We start from the raw sequence: 13,518 nt of genomic DNA, 5'->3' as shown, positions 1-13,518 counted from the left end.
GCAACCGTCCCTGCGCGCGCGCCTCTGTGTGTTTTCGGTGCAGGCGACACGCACGAAAAGGGGCGCCGCCTACCAGGCGACGCCCCCCTCTCCGGTCCCGTGTCCGGGCGATCAGAAACCGGTACGCACCGTCACGAAGAACTGCCGCGGCGCGCCGGCGAGCAGGGTCTGGTTGTCGCCGCTGGCGGTGTAACCGTTCGACCCGATCGTCGAGATATACTTCTTGTCGGTCAGGTTGGTCACGCTGCCCTCGATCGCGAAGCCGCGCAGCACGCCGCCGCCCGTCTCGCCGAAGCGATAGCCGATGCTGGCATCGACCAGCGCACGCCCCGCCACCGACTGATCGTTCAGATAGGTGAAGTAGCGCTTCGACATATAGTCGACACCGCCGCGCGCGAAGAAGCGGCCATCGTCGTAGACGATTTCGCCCTTCGCCATATGTTCGGGCGTATCGACCACCGTCTTCCCCGCCGTCGCGGTCAGCACCGCGCCGGCCGCGTTGCGCACGTCGTCCTCATACGTCGCCTTGTTGTAGCTGTAGCTGGCGAAGATGGTGAGCGGGCGAACGATGCGGTAGAAGGCCGAAACCTCCGCACCATAGCTGTGGACGCTGCCCGCGTTGTTGAGCGTCGGCGGGTTACCGATGATTCCGGCACCGTTCGAGAAGCTGAGCAGGCGGTTCGAGAAGTCGATGTAATAGCCCGCCGCCGACAGCTGCAGTCCGCCCGAGCGCAGGCGCGCGCCGCCCTCGATCGTCTTCGACGTTTCGGGCTTCAGCGTGTTGGCGATCGCGTTGAAGCCGCTCTGCGTCGTCGCGAACGGTCCCGTCGTTGCCGACGAGACGAAGGCGCGCATATTCTCGGTATAGCTGGCGAACAGTTCCGCGCCGCCGCCCAATGCGAACACCGCGCCGACCTGCGGCAGGAACCAGTCCTCCGCCTTGATCTTGCCGTTGACCAGCGTGCCGGTCAGCAGGTTCGCCTGGTTCTTGACGCGCATCCCCTTCCAGCCGCCGTTCAGCGTCAGCGCGCCCAGCTTCAGCGTATCGGCGACGAAATATTGCAGCGTCTCGGTATCGTACTTGCCGTTCCACTGCGTGAAATAGGGGTTGGACTGGAAATCGCGCGCGTTGCGGTCCGGCGTCGCATTGCTCATGCCATAGAAGCGGCGTGCCTGCGTGAAGCTGTTGCTTTCGTACCAGCCGCCGACCTCCAGCCGGTTCGCGCCCGTCTCCAGCGTCAGCCGGGTCAGGTTGCCGCCGCGGTCGATGCCATATTCGGTCGTGCGGAAGCCGAGCGGCGAGGCGAAGTTATACGCGGCGGTCGATGCGAGCGGTAGCGGTTGGCCGTTGCCGCCGATCGCGCCTGCCGGGGTGGGCGAATAGGGCGTGATCCACGACCCCTGCCCCTTGTTGTGGTGATAATAGGTCGTCGAGACGATCGACAGCGCGTCGGTAAGGCGACCGTCGAACGTCACGCCCGCCAGCCAGTCGCGACGCAGGCCAGCCGCGTCGTAATAGGCGTCGTCCACGGTACCGAACCCGCTCGGCAGCGTGAAGCCGGCGCCTGCCCAGGGCGCGACATAGCCGACCGACGATCCCTTGTTGGCCGCCTGATAGGCCGCGAGCGTCGCCTGGTTCTGGTAGACGCGCGCGATCTGCAGCGCGAGCGCGTAATTGTCCGAGATGTTGTCGTCGTTCAGGCCGCGCCGACGGATGATGTCGTAGCTCAGATCCTGATAGTCGTTCTCGCGACGGTCCGAGTAATTGACGAAGGCGGTGATGCTGCCGCGCTCGCCCAGATCCTCCATCAGCTTGGCATTGACCTGATGCTGCCGCTGCGCGCCGAAGCCCTTCCACTTGTCGGTGGTGAGATAGCCGTAGCTGATATAGCCCTTCAGCCCGCCGCCCAGATCGCCGGTGTCGAGCCGCGCGAAGCCGCGCCAGGTATTGTCGCTGCCATAGGTGCCCGACGCGGCGATGCCCAGCGTGTCGGCGGGCTTGCGGCTGACGAACTGGATCGTGCCGCCGAGGTTGCTGGTCGAGGCGGTGCCGAGCGCGCCCGCGCCCTGCGCGACGGTGGTGCTGGCGAGGTTTTCGGAGATGATCGCACGGCTGATGTGCAGGCCGTTGACGTTGCCGTAGCTCATGTCGCCCAGCGGCACGCCGTCGAGCGTGAAGCCGAGCTGGTTCTGGTTGAAGCCGCGCAAGGAGATCCGCGTCGACCATTCATAGGCGCCGAACGCGTCCGCCGACTGGAAATTGACGCCGGGCAGCTTGGCGATCGCCTTCAGCGGCGAGGTGCCCGGGGTCAGCCGTTCCATGTCGATCGCCGACACCGTCTGCACCTGACGGCTTTCGCCGAAGCCGAGGACGACGATGTCGCCCGCATCCTGCTGCGCCGCGCTATCGTCCGCGACGATGGACGATTGCGCCTGATCCGCGGTCGCCGCCGCATTGGCCATTGGCGCCACCTGCGCCGCCGCGGTCCCCGTCCATCCGATCATCGCCGCGCTCGCGAGCAACGCAAATTTGGTCACGTCCATATCCCCCAATGCAGGTTCGGGACGGACCGGTAGGGTGGGCGTTGGTCGTTACGGTGACGTATTTATGGCGGGCATATTGCACCGCATCATTTGCAAATCGGTCCAAGCTGCCCACGCCGCAAAAAAGGGGCGCCGCGCTCGATGCGCGACGCCCCTTTCTGATTGGCGGAGTTTGTCGGGAAGAGGGCCGCTTACTGCTTCTGCGGTACGCCCGAAGCGGCGGCGACTTCGGCGGCGAAATCGCTCTCTTCCTTCTCAATCCCCTCACCCAACTGGAAACGGACATAGTCGACCAGCTTGATCTCGGCCCCGGCGTCCTTGCCCGCCTTGGCAACGACGTCGCTGATCTTGGTCTTGCCGTCCATGACGAACAGCTGGCTGACCAGCGCATGCTCCTTGCGGAACTTGGCGATCGAGCCTTCGACCATCTTGGCGATGATGTCGGCGGGCTTGCCGCTCTCGGCCGCCTTCTCGGTCGCGATCGCGCGCTCGCGCTCGATCTCGGCCTCGTCCAGGTCTTCCTCGTTCAGCGCCTTGGGGAAGGCGGCGGCGATGTGCATCGCCAGCTGCTTGCCGAGCGCCTGCAGCGCGTCGTCATTCGCTTCCGATTCGAGCGCGACGAGCACGCCGATCTTGCCGAGGCCCGGCGACTGCTGGTTGTGGACGTAGCTGACGACGGCGCCCTTCGACACCTCGAGGCGCTTTGCACGGCGCAGCGACTGATGCTCGCCGATCGTCGCGACGTTGTTGGTCAGCACGTCGGCGACGGTGCCGCCCGACGGCATCGTCTCGCCCTTCAGCGCCTCGACGTCGCCGCCATTCGCGCTGGCGAGCGCGATCTGCGTCACGTCGCGGACGAACTGCTGGAACTGGTCGTTCTTCGCGACGAAGTCGGTTTCGGAGTTGACCTCGACGACGGCGCCCTTGGTCCCCGCAACGGCGACGCCGACCAGGCCCTCGGCCGCAGTGCGGCTCGACTTCTTCTGCGCGGCGGCAAGGCCCTTGGTGCGCAGCCAGTCGAGCGCGGCGTCCATGTCGCCGTTCGCCTCGTTCAGCGCCTTCTTGCAGTCCATCATGCCCGCGCCGCTCTTTTCGCGCAGGTCCTTGACCATCGCGGCGGTAATATCGGCCATATTGCTATCCTCTTGGTTCGAATGTGGTTGCGGGCGGGGCGGAGCGCCCCGCGCCCTGCCCCGCCCGCATGAAAGTTCCGTGACGTCCTAAGGCTTACGCGTCGATCTGACGCTCGGCCTCGACAGCAGCGTCAGCAGCCTCGGTGGCCGGCTGGACGGCGACGGCTTCCTCGACCGGCGCTTCTTCCATCGCGCCCAGGTCAACGCCGCGGCGCTGCTGCTGCTCGACGTTGCCGCGGGTCGCGGCGATCGCGATCGCTTCGCAATACAGACGGATCGCGCGGCTCGCGTCGTCGTTCGCCGGAACCGGGAAGGCGATGCCGTCGGGCGAGACGTTCGAATCGAGGATCGCGACGACCGGGATGCCGAGCGTGTTGGCTTCCTTGATCGCCAGCTCTTCCTTGTTGGCGTCGATGACGAACATCACGTCGGGCACGCCGCCCATATCGCGGATACCGCCCAGCGACAGCTCGAGCTTGTCGCGCTCGCGCGTCAGCTGCAGCACTTCCTTCTTGGTCAGGCCGTGCGTGTCGCCCGACAGCTGCTCCTCAAGGCTCTTGAGGCGCTTGATCGAGTTGCTGATCGTCTTCCAGTTGGTGAGCATGCCGCCCAGCCAGCGGTGGTTGACGAAATGCTGGCCAGAGCGGCGTGCCGAATCCGCGACGGCTTCCTGCGCTTGGCGCTTGGTGCCTACGAACAGCACCTTGCCGCCCGCGGCGACGGTCGACGAGACGAATTCGAGCGCACGCGCGAAGAGCGGCACGGTCTGCGACAGATCGATGATGTGAACGCCGTTGCGATCGCCGAACAGATACGGCTTCATCTTCGGATTCCAGCGATGCGTCTGGTGGCCGAAGTGCGCGCCGGTTTCAATGAGCTGCTGCATGGTGACGACGGGAGCCGCCATAGGGATAGATCCTTCCGGTTAAGCCTCTGGGAAGCGGATGACGTACGGACCAGGCCGACGCACCGGGCTATGTTGCTTCCCATGCGGGGTTGAGGGGGCGGCCCTTAACCGAACGCCGGACAAAGCGCAACGCTTGACAAAGGGAACATCAATAGAACATAAAACGATCACACAGGGGCCATTCGACGGAACATTCGGCGATTATCGGCAAAGCCGCTGAAAAATCGCGATATTTTCCCGGCCGGTCGGAACCTGCCGTATGAACGACAGTTGAGCGTACTTATCCACAGGATAATGCGCGCCAGGGAGGCGAACATGGTTGCTATCGTGAGCGTTCTGATTTTTGCAGGTGCGTTGGCCCTGTCGTTCGGCGTTATCGTCGCGACAATCGCGCCAAAATGGCAACGCATCGTGCGGATGATGGATGGGCATGTCGAACCCGCGTTCACGCCGCTCGCGCACATCGCATCGGTGGAACGTCGGATCGCCATCAGGCGCTGGGCGTCGACATCGGCGCCGACGATCGCCCACCGCTCGCGCGCAGCCGCTTGATCCGCGCGTAGCTGGCGATGCTGAACGGCACACTGAGCAGATAACCGAGGCACAGCACGCAGAGCGTGTGCCAGGGCATCGATACGAGCGCTGCGCCGAGGAACACCACGCCGGCCAGCGCCTCGAACCGGATCGTCCGGCGCAGGCGGAACGAGCTCCACGAAAAGGTCGCGACGCTCGACACCATCAGGATCGCGATGAACGCGATCCACGGCCCGACGAGTTTGGGCGAGGCGAAGATCGGCTCGTCGGTCCAGAACCAGAAGTAGAGTGGCAGCATGGCGAGCGCTGCGCCGGCGGGCGCAGGAATTCCCGTTAAAAAGCCTGCCGATTTGTGCGGCTGTTCATCGACGTCGATCCGCGCGTTGAAGCGGGCGAGCCGTAGCGCGCAGAAGACCGCGAAAACGAGGGCACAGATCCACCCGACCCTGGGCACCGCAGCGAGCGACCAGAGATACATGATCAGGGCGGGCGCGACGCCGAACGAAATCGCGTCCGACAGCGAATCGAGCTCGGCACCGAAGCGGCTTTCCCCGCGCAGCAACCGGGCGATACGGCCGTCGATGCCGTCGAGAACGCCCGCGATCATGATCATCGTCACCGCGCTCTGCCATTCGCCGCCGATCGCGAAGCGGACGCCGCTGAGACCGGAGCAAAGCGCGAGCGCCGTCACCGCATTGGGGGCGACTGCGCGGAGCGGCATGCCGCCGGGCACACGGCGCAGACTGCGGATCGGACGCCGCGGGCGCGCAGGCCCGTCGCGGTCGATCACTGGCTGATCCCGTTGACCGGCATGCCGCCGACCCGGCCGATCACCGTCTCGCCCGCGATCGATCGCTGACCGAGCGTGACCTGCGGGACGATGTCGTCGGGCAGGAAGACATCGACGCGGCTGCCGAAACGGATCAAGCCGATCCGCTGGCCCGTCGCGACCATGTCGCCGGGTTTAACGAAGGGAACGATACGTCGCGCGACGAGGCCGGCGATCTGCGTAAAGCCGATGCGGCGGCCATCACGACCCTCGACGACGATGTGCTGGCGTTCGTTCTCGTCCGACGCCTTGTCGAGATCGGCATTCAGGAACTTGCCGGAAATGTAGACGACCTGGCGGATCGTGCCCGCGATCGGCGTGCGGTTGATATGCACATCGAACACCGACATGAAGATCGACACGCGCGTCAGCGGCGCCTCGCCCAGTTCGGCGATCAGCTCGCGCGGCACGGGCACCTTCTGGATCATCGTCACCAGTCCGTCTGCCGGCGCGATGATCAGCCCGTCGCCCGCTGGGGTCGTGCGGACCGGATCCCGGAAGAAGGTGAGTACCCAGATGACGACACCGAGCAGCGGCCAGAACAGCACTTTGGTGACGATCGTCGCGAGCAAGGTGATGCCGAAGGCGATGGCGGCGTACTTGTGCCCTTCTGGATGAACCGCGGGGAAGCGCCACTTCACCGTTGTCGTCGGCAGCGGCGTATGGGGAGGCTTTTCAAGCGAAGACATAGCATGCGGGTGTAACCGTGACCTTCGTGCAACACAATCTTGCTTCGGTTTGACCACGCATTCCGTCGAACCGCCGCGATCCGGGCACGGCGTGGAGGATGGCGATCGGAAGGCGTATCGCCGGTTGATCCCCTGCCCGCTTCTGCCTAGACGGACCGCAAATCCCCCTCAGCAGGAAGCGCGAAGCATGGCGAAGATCAAGGTGAACACGCCCGTCGTGGAGATCGACGGCGACGAAATGACGCGGATCATCTGGGAATGGATCCGCGAGCGCTTGATCAAGCCGTACCTCGATATCGAACTCGACTATTACGACCTGGGTATCGAGCATCGCGACGCGACCGAGGACAAGGTGACGGTCGACGCGGCGCGCGCGACGCAGAAGTATGGCGTCGCCGTGAAGTGCGCGACGATCACCCCCGACGAGCAGCGCGTCGAGGAATTCGGCCTGAAGAAGATGTGGAAGTCGCCGAACGGCACGATCCGCAACATCCTGGGCGGCGTCGTCTTCCGCGAACCGATCGTCATCAAGAACGTCCCCCGCCTGATCCCGGGCTGGACCCACCCGATCGTCGTCGGCCGTCATGCGTTCGGCGACCAGTACAAGGCGACCGATTTCCGCGTCCCCGGCCCGGGCAAGCTGCGCCTGGTGTTCGAGGGCGAGGACGGCACGCTGATCGACGAAGAGGTGTTCCAGTTCCCCTCGTCGGGCGTCGCGATGGGGATGTACAACCTCGACGATTCGATCCGCGATTTCGCGCGCGCGTCGATGCATTATGGCCTCAACCTCAAGTGGCCGGTGTACCTGTCGACCAAGAACACGATCCTCAAGGCCTATGACGGCCGCTTCAAGGACCTGTTCGCCGAGGTGTTCGAGGCCGAGTTCAAGGACAAGTTCAAGGAAGCGGGCATCGTCTACGAACACCGCCTGATCGACGACATGGTCGCATCGGCGCTGAAGTGGAACGGCGAGTTCGTCTGGGCGTGCAAGAACTATGACGGCGACGTCCAGTCGGATCAGGTCGCGCAAGGCTTCGGCAGCCTCGGTCTGATGACCTCCGTGCTGCTTACCCCGGACGGCAAGACCGTCGAAGCGGAAGCCGCGCACGGCACCGTCACGCGCCACTATCGCCAGCACCAGCAGGGCAAGGCGACGTCGACCAACCCGATCGCGTCGATCTTTGCCTGGACCGGCGGCCTGAAGTATCGTGGCAAGTTCGACGACACGCCCGACGTCGTCCGCTTCGCCGAGACGCTGGAGCGAGTCTGTATCGAGTGCGTCGAGAACGGCCAGATGACCAAGGATCTCGCAATCCTGATCGGCCCGGACCAGCCGTGGATGACCACCGAGCAGTTCTTCGAGGCGGTGCGGTCGAACCTGGAAACGAAGATGGCCAGCTGGGCCTGATCGCCGGTTCGATCTTGGACGAAGAAGGGCGTGGCCGCACAGGCCGCGCCCTTTTTCTTGCCAGCGCGTGTTCAATCGCAAGCCGCGGGACGTCTTTCGCACGATAACCGCTCATCCCCGCCCTCCTGCATGAAGGAGATAGGCGTGGCTTTTCGCATCCTGGGGCTCGACCCGGCACCATTTCGTCCGCTGTTCCGCCTGTCTCAGAACGAGCTGGTGGCGTGTGGCGCCCGCCGTTGCATCGTCGATGCGATGCCCGGCTACCCCGATCGCATCGCCCTCCGCGATCTGGCGGTCGGCGAAACCGCGATCCTGATCAACTATACGCATCAGCCCGCAGACACGGCATACCGGGCGAGCCACGCGATCTTCGTCGGCGAGACGTCGTCACACCGCGCCGACATGGTCGACGCGATCCCCGAGGCATTGCGGCGCCGGCCGATCTCTCTGCGCGCGTTCGACGGGCGCGGTGAGATGACGGACGCCGCGCTGAGCGACGGCGCCGTTCTACAAGCAGCGATCGAACGGCTGTTCGCGGACCCCGCCGTCGCCTATCTCCACGCTCATTACGCCGTGCGGGGATGTTATGCCGCGCGGATCGAGCGGGCCACCGCCGATCTTTTGAACGACGGGGCGGATTGAGGGCGACAAGGCGGCGGTCGATTGCCTACACGTGTTGTCATGGCGATCGGTCTCGACAATGCTGGGTTTTCCGACACGCTGGTGATCCTGGGCGCGGCGGGGCTGGTGATCCCGGCCTTCGCCCGGTTCAAGGTCAGCCCGGTCATCGGCTTCATCCTGGTCGGCATGCTCGTCGGCCCGGCGGGGCTCGGCAGCCTCGTGCCGCAGCTGCCGTGGCTTTACTACGTCACCATCTCCAACCCGCATTCGATCGAACCCTTTGCGGAATTCGGCATCGTCATGCTGCTGTTCTCGATCGGACTGGAGCTGTCGTTCCGTCGGTTGTGGGGATTGCGCAGGCAGGTGTTCGGAACGGGCCCTGCGGAGCTCCTCGGCTCTGCGTTGCTGATCGGCATCGGGCTGCATCTTCTCGGCCAGCCCTGGGCGGGCGCGGCAGGGCTCGGCCTGGCGCTCGCGCTATCGTCAACGGCGCTGGTGCTGCCGCTGGTCGGCACGACCAGCCCGGTCGGACGCGGCGCATTCGCGATGCTGTTGTTCGAGGATCTGGCGCTGGTGCCGATCATCTTCGCGCTGGGCGCGATGGCGCCGACCGCCAGCGACGAAGGCTGGGTGGGGATCGCGGGCGTCGCGGGGCGTGGGCTCGCGACGGTCGCCGCCATCTACATCGGCGGGCGCTTCTTCCTGCCACGCCTGTTCGCGCAGGCCGCGCGGACAAAGAGCCCGGAACTGTTCCTCGCCGCCGCCTTGCTCGTCGTCATCGTCGCAAGCGTCGCGACGACCGCCGCAGGCTTGTCGCCGATCGTCGGCGCGCTGCTTGCCGGTCTGCTGATCGCCGAGACCGAATATCATACCGAGGTCGAGGTGGTGACCGCGCCGTTCAAGGGCCTCGCGCTCGGCGTGTTCCTGATCACCGTCGGGATGAGCGTCGACCTGCGCCAGATTCTCGCCAACTGGCCCGCGCTGGTCGCCGCGGTTGCCGGCGTCGTGGTGATCAAGGCGGTGGTGACGTATCTGCTGCTGCGCGTCGCGCAGGCGCGGCGCGGGCTGGCGGTGGAAACCGGGCTGTTGATGGGCAGTCCGTCCGAAACCACGCTGATCGTGCTCGCCACCGCGACGCAGGCGCAGCTTATCACCGCGCAGACCGCCGCGTTCTGGCAGACGGTAACCGCGATCGGCCTGACGATCACGCCATTGCTGGCGCGCGCCGGACAGGTGTTCGCGCGGCGCATCGACCGGCGCGGCGAGCCGCAGGCGCCGGAGCCGGAAGCGGGCGGCGCGATCATCATCGGCTTCGGCCGGGTCGGGCGCATGGTCGCCGACCTGCTGACGGTCCATGGCCAGACGTTCGTTGCGGTCGAGGCGGATATCGATGCGATGAAGGAGGCGCGCGCAGCGGGCTATCCGATCGTGTTCGGCGATATCGCCCGCGCGGAGCTGGTCGAGCGGCTGGGCATCGCCAACGCCCGCGCGCTGATCCTGACGATGGACGATCCGGTGCTGACCGCGCGGCTGACGCGGCGGATGCGCGCGATCGCGCCCGACCTGCCGATCATTGCGCGCGCGCGCGACCCCGAGCATGCCGCAGAGCTATATCGCGCTGGGGTGACCGATGCGGTACCGGAGACGCTGGAGAGCTCGCTGCAGCTGTCCGAGGCGGTGCTGGTCGATCTGGGCGTCGCGATGGGGCCCGTCATCGCCTCCATCCACGAAAAGCGCGACGAACTGCGCCAGTCGATCCGCGAGGCGGCCGCGATGGATCGCGAGCCGCGCATCCGGCGTGTTCGACGGATGGGCGACCTGCCGCCGGGTCAGGCGTAAAGGTCGACGACGGTCGCGCCGCCTGCGACCGCGGTGAGGAGGAGCGTGCGGTGGCAATGGCCGGGCTCGCGTTCGTAACACAGCAAGGCGCTGGGCGTATCGGCGACAAGGTCGAGCATCACCGCCGCCGCAGCCTCTGCCTCCGGCAATCCAAGCTGCGTCTCATAGACTTCGCGCAACGTCGCGACGTCGCCCTTCTTCGCCGCATCGCGGCCGCGCTTCGGCGTGCCGAGCGCTTTCAGGTGAACATAGTCGATCCCAGCCTCTTTCAGGCTGGCGGCGAGCGGCGTTTTGGAGAAGCCCGGGCGGCGCGAGGAAGGCAGCGCGCGGACGTCGATAACGCGGCGGACGCCCGCCTGCGTCAGCGCCGCAAGAAAATCGGGCATCGTCGCGCCTTCGTAGCCGATGGTATAGATCGTCGTCATGCCCGCGATATAGGCATCCGCGCACCTAGCCGCTAAGGGGCGCGTTTCCCTTTCGATACGGCGTTCCTGTTTCCCATGACCCATGACATCCACATCGTCGGCGGCGGCCTTGCCGGGTCGGAAGCCGCCTGGCAGCTCGCCGAGGCGGGTTTCCGCGTGCGCCTGTCCGAAATGCGCGGCAGCGGCGAGCGCACGCCCGCGCACCAGACCGAAGACCTCGCCGAACTCGTCTGCTCGAACAGCTTCCGGTCCGACGATGCGGACGCGAATGCGGTAGGATTGCTGCATCAGGAGATGCGTCAGCTGGGCTCGCTGATCATGCAGCAGGCGGATGCCCACCGCGTACCGGCCGGATCGGCGCTGGCGGTGGATCGCGACGGATATTCGGCAGGCGTGACGCAGGCGCTCGCCGACCATCCCAACGTGACCCTGGTGCGCGAACGGGTGGATGCGCTGCCCGAGGGGCCAACGATCCTCGCAACCGGGCCGTTGACCGCGGCGTCGCTAGCGGCGGCAATCGGCGGGGCAACGGGCACGGAGGCGCTCGCCTTTTTCGACGCGCTGGCGCCCATCGTGCATTTCGACACGATCGACATGGACGTCGCCTGGAAGGCGTCGCGGTGGGACAAGGGGGAGGCGGATTATATCAATTGCCCGATGGACAAGGATCAGTATCTGGCCTTTCACGCGGCATTGATCGCCGGCGAGAAGACCGAATTCAAGGAATGGGAGAAGGACACGCCCTATTTCGACGGCTGTATGCCGATCGAGGTGATGGCGGAGCGCGGGATCGACACGTTGCGCTACGGCCCGATGAAGCCCGTCGGCCTCGACGATCCGCGCACCGGGCGATGGCCCTATGCGGTGGTCCAGCTGCGCCAGGACAACCGGCAGGGCACGTTGTGGAACATCGTCGGTTTCCAGACCAAGCTGAAGCATGCCGAACAGGTGCGATTGTTCCGCACGATCCCGGGCTTGCAGAATGCCGAGTTCGCGCGGCTGGGCGGGCTGCATCGCAACACGTTCATCCGCTCGCCGGTGCTGCTCGACGAAACGCTGCGGCTGAAGACCCGGCCGAACCTGCGCTTTGCCGGGCAGATCACCGGGTGCGAGGGCTATATCGAAAGCGCGGCGATCGGGCTGCTCGCAGGGCGGTTCGCCGCGGCGGAGCTGCGCGGGCAGACGCTGGCCCCGCCGCCGGTGGAAACCGCGCTGGGCGCGCTGCTCGGCCATATCACCGGCGGCGCGGAGGCGGACAGCTATCAGCCGATGAACGTCAACTTCGGCTTGATGCCGCCGATCGAGGGGCGCACGAAGAAGGCGGATCGCAAGAAGATGTACACCGCCCGCGCACGTACGGCGTTCGACGGCTGGGTCAGCTCTCTTCCGATGGCGATGCCCGATCGGCAGGCGGGCATTTTGCCCGTGCTGGCGCCTTCCGCTTGACCGCGGTTGTTGCAAACTCCTCGCGCGTCATCGCGCCGGAGTGATCGCGATCGGCGGCCGCGAACTTGGTCGTCGCCTTGATCGCCCATTCGTCGAAAGACAGGTGACCATCGCCGTTGGTGTCGAGCTTGGCAAAGGCCTTGCGCCGCGCGGCGAGATATTCGTCGCGCGTCACCTTGTCGTCGCGATCCTTGTCGTAGCGGTTGAAGCGCTTCTGCTCGCGCGTCGCGGGCGTCGCCTCGGGCACCGCCGCCTCTTCCTGCGGCGCCGGACCGGCCGCCGCAGCGGCACGGGCGGCGGGTGCAGCGGGGAGCAGCGGCTGCGGCGCGGCATTGCCGCGGATCATCATCACGCCCGCCCCACCGAGCGCCGCCACCGCCGCACCGCCGATCAGATACCGCCACATCCGCTTTGCCCCCCAGCTTTCCGGTCAGCCTAGCAGCCACCCGGTTCGAGACAACGCGAGATGGATCGATTATCGACCGAAAAGGCGGAAGCGTGTGAGCCGCGCGGTCTTGCCCAGCGGTCCGCCGGGCGCCCCGTCGAGCCGCACGAGCAACGCCAGGCTTCCCAGCGGGCGGGCTGCCGGGGGCCAGGGGACGACGAAGGCGGTATCCAAGGCAGCAGTGGCGTGCTGCGCCGCATTCTGTGCGACAGCGGGATTGCTGCTGTGCATGGCGAGATCCGCAAGCGCCCAGCCACGTCCTGCAAAACGCTGCTGCGGCCCCATGTCTGCGCCGAGTATCCTGCATCCGAGTGAGAACAGCGTTTCGCCACGCCCTTTCGCATAAGCGTCGAGCGCGTCTGCATCGGGCGCGTGGTCGAGCAGCACCTCCCAGCCCTCTATCATCGCGGCAAGAGCGGCGCCGGCAATCCCGTTCGGCAGAACGTCCGCTGCGAGGGCGCGGAGGATGGGTTCCGCCGGTGCGGGCGCGGCGTCAAGCCGGCCGAGCGCCTCGTACCACCAAGTCAGCCGCATCTGGCCGATCATGGGGTCGCGCGCGGCGCGGACGATGTCGCCCAGCCTGCGGTCGAGCGCAAACAACCCGGCGAGCGCGGGCCGCGCGCCGGCCGGGGCACTTGCCAGCGCAATGTGCCGATCGGGGCCGAGGTCTTCGCGTGTCATGCCGTGTTCCGTGCACT

The 13,518-nt window shown here is 66.2% G+C and carries 13 protein-coding genes; 5 read left to right on the top strand and 8 right to left on the bottom strand.

The window, feature by feature from the left end; all coding sequences use genetic code 11:
• Positions 1 to 111: 111 nt before the first annotated feature.
• The 3 genes from DM480_RS13760 to rpsB all read right to left on the bottom strand — a co-directional run bounded on the left by DM480_RS13760 (position 112) and on the right by rpsB (position 4,584).
• Complete coding sequence (locus tag DM480_RS13760; protein WP_232834011.1) at positions 112 to 2,544, bottom strand: TonB-dependent receptor; 2,433 nt, start codon at positions 2,542 to 2,544, stop codon at positions 112 to 114.
• A 191-nt stretch (positions 2,545 to 2,735) separates the two neighbouring features.
• Positions 2,736 to 3,677: a translation elongation factor Ts gene (tsf, locus tag DM480_RS13755; RefSeq protein WP_115379886.1), complete on the bottom strand. Its 942-nt coding sequence runs from the start codon at positions 3,675 to 3,677 to the stop codon at positions 2,736 to 2,738.
• A 94-nt stretch (positions 3,678 to 3,771) separates the two neighbouring features.
• The gene (gene rpsB, locus DM480_RS13750; RefSeq protein ID WP_115379883.1) at positions 3,772 to 4,584 is read right to left on the bottom strand and encodes a 30S ribosomal protein S2; all 813 of its coding nucleotides are present in this window, start codon (positions 4,582 to 4,584) and stop codon (positions 3,772 to 3,774) included.
• 315 nt (positions 4,585 to 4,899) lie between these two features.
• Here rpsB and DM480_RS13745 point away from each other — a divergent pair, with 315 nt between their 5' ends.
• Positions 4,900 to 5,136, top strand: a complete 237-nt coding sequence (locus DM480_RS13745; protein WP_115379881.1) for a hypothetical protein — start codon at positions 4,900 to 4,902, stop codon at positions 5,134 to 5,136.
• On the opposite strand, the gene DM480_RS13740 is transcribed toward DM480_RS13745, so the two are convergent.
• The gene (locus DM480_RS13740; protein WP_115381371.1) at positions 5,075 to 5,839 is read right to left on the bottom strand and encodes a CDP-alcohol phosphatidyltransferase family protein; all 765 of its coding nucleotides are present in this window, start codon (positions 5,837 to 5,839) and stop codon (positions 5,075 to 5,077) included. The genes DM480_RS13745 and DM480_RS13740 overlap by 62 nt on opposite strands.
• Positions 5,840 to 5,904: 65 nt before the next feature.
• Positions 5,905 to 6,636 carry a phosphatidylserine decarboxylase gene (locus DM480_RS13735; protein WP_115379879.1) on the bottom strand — a complete coding sequence of 244 codons (732 nt, stop codon included), beginning with the start codon at positions 6,634 to 6,636 and terminating at the stop codon, positions 5,905 to 5,907.
• A 187-nt stretch (positions 6,637 to 6,823) separates the two neighbouring features.
• Here DM480_RS13735 and DM480_RS13730 point away from each other — a divergent pair, with 187 nt between their 5' ends.
• The 3 genes from DM480_RS13730 to DM480_RS13720 are packed head-to-tail and all read left to right on the top strand — an operon-like array spanning position 6,824 to position 10,504.
• Positions 6,824 to 8,044, top strand: coding sequence for an NADP-dependent isocitrate dehydrogenase (locus DM480_RS13730; RefSeq protein WP_115379877.1), 1,221 nt, complete (start codon positions 6,824 to 6,826; stop codon positions 8,042 to 8,044).
• A gap of 30 nt (positions 8,045 to 8,074) precedes the next feature.
• Positions 8,075 to 8,686, top strand: a complete 612-nt coding sequence (locus DM480_RS13725; protein WP_232834010.1) for a DUF1203 domain-containing protein — start codon at positions 8,075 to 8,077, stop codon at positions 8,684 to 8,686.
• 39 nt (positions 8,687 to 8,725) lie between these two features.
• Positions 8,726 to 10,504, top strand: coding sequence for a cation:proton antiporter domain-containing protein (locus tag DM480_RS13720; protein ID WP_115379875.1), 1,779 nt, complete (start codon positions 8,726 to 8,728; stop codon positions 10,502 to 10,504).
• On the opposite strand, the gene DM480_RS13715 is transcribed toward DM480_RS13720, so the two are convergent.
• The gene (locus DM480_RS13715; RefSeq protein ID WP_115379873.1) at positions 10,495 to 10,929 is read right to left on the bottom strand and encodes a DUF488 domain-containing protein; all 435 of its coding nucleotides are present in this window, start codon (positions 10,927 to 10,929) and stop codon (positions 10,495 to 10,497) included. The genes DM480_RS13720 and DM480_RS13715 overlap by 10 nt on opposite strands.
• A gap of 75 nt (positions 10,930 to 11,004) precedes the next feature.
• Between DM480_RS13715 and trmFO the strand changes: the two genes are divergently transcribed.
• Complete coding sequence (trmFO, locus tag DM480_RS13710) at positions 11,005 to 12,375, top strand: methylenetetrahydrofolate--tRNA-(uracil(54)-C(5))-methyltransferase (FADH(2)-oxidizing) TrmFO (protein ID WP_115379871.1); 1,371 nt, start codon at positions 11,005 to 11,007, stop codon at positions 12,373 to 12,375.
• Here trmFO and DM480_RS13705 read toward each other — a convergent pair.
• Both DM480_RS13705 and DM480_RS13700 read right to left on the bottom strand, forming a co-directional pair.
• Positions 12,305 to 12,781 carry an EF-hand domain-containing protein gene (locus tag DM480_RS13705; RefSeq protein WP_115379869.1) on the bottom strand — a complete coding sequence of 159 codons (477 nt, stop codon included), beginning with the start codon at positions 12,779 to 12,781 and terminating at the stop codon, positions 12,305 to 12,307. The two genes, trmFO and DM480_RS13705, sit on opposite strands and share 71 nt — an antisense overlap.
• 69 nt (positions 12,782 to 12,850) lie before the next feature.
• Positions 12,851 to 13,501 (bottom strand): squalene/phytoene synthase family protein, encoded by a 651-nt coding sequence (locus DM480_RS13700; RefSeq protein ID WP_115379867.1) that lies wholly within the window; start codon positions 13,499 to 13,501, stop codon positions 12,851 to 12,853.
• Between the last annotated feature and the right edge of the window lie 17 nt (positions 13,502 to 13,518).

Source organism: Sphingomonas sp. FARSPH (assembly GCF_003355005.1).
Taxonomy (GTDB): Bacteria; Pseudomonadota; Alphaproteobacteria; order Sphingomonadales; family Sphingomonadaceae; genus Sphingomonas.
Note: the sequence above shows the minus strand (reverse complement) of the source record. Positions and strands in the feature narration are given on the sequence as shown.

Bases quoted from the DNA above. Each gene is read 5' to 3' on its own strand.
- DM480_RS13705 (WP_115379869.1), bottom strand. From the start codon at position 12,781: ATGTGGCGGTATCTGATCGGCGGTGCGGCGGTGGCGGCGCTCGGTGGG.
- tsf (WP_115379886.1), bottom strand. From the start codon at position 3,677: ATGGCCGATATTACCGCCGCGATGGTCAAGGACCTGCGCGAAAAGAGC.
- DM480_RS13735 (WP_115379879.1), bottom strand. From the start codon at position 6,636: ATGTCTTCGCTTGAAAAGCCTCCCCATACGCCGCTGCCGACGACAACG.
- DM480_RS13700 (WP_115379867.1), bottom strand. From the start codon at position 13,501: ATGACACGCGAAGACCTCGGCCCCGATCGGCACATTGCGCTGGCAAGT.
- DM480_RS13715 (WP_115379873.1), bottom strand. From the start codon at position 10,929: ATGACGACGATCTATACCATCGGCTACGAAGGCGCGACGATGCCCGAT.
- rpsB (WP_115379883.1), bottom strand. From the start codon at position 4,584: ATGGCGGCTCCCGTCGTCACCATGCAGCAGCTCATTGAAACCGGCGCG.
- DM480_RS13745 (WP_115379881.1), top strand. From the start codon at position 4,900: ATGGTTGCTATCGTGAGCGTTCTGATTTTTGCAGGTGCGTTGGCCCTG.
- DM480_RS13760 (WP_232834011.1), bottom strand. From the start codon at position 2,544: ATGGACGTGACCAAATTTGCGTTGCTCGCGAGCGCGGCGATGATCGGA.
- DM480_RS13740 (WP_115381371.1), bottom strand. From the start codon at position 5,839: ATGCCGCTCCGCGCAGTCGCCCCCAATGCGGTGACGGCGCTCGCGCTT.
- DM480_RS13720 (WP_115379875.1), top strand. From the start codon at position 8,726: ATGGCGATCGGTCTCGACAATGCTGGGTTTTCCGACACGCTGGTGATC.
- DM480_RS13730 (WP_115379877.1), top strand. From the start codon at position 6,824: ATGGCGAAGATCAAGGTGAACACGCCCGTCGTGGAGATCGACGGCGAC.
- trmFO (WP_115379871.1), top strand. From the start codon at position 11,005: ATGACCCATGACATCCACATCGTCGGCGGCGGCCTTGCCGGGTCGGAA.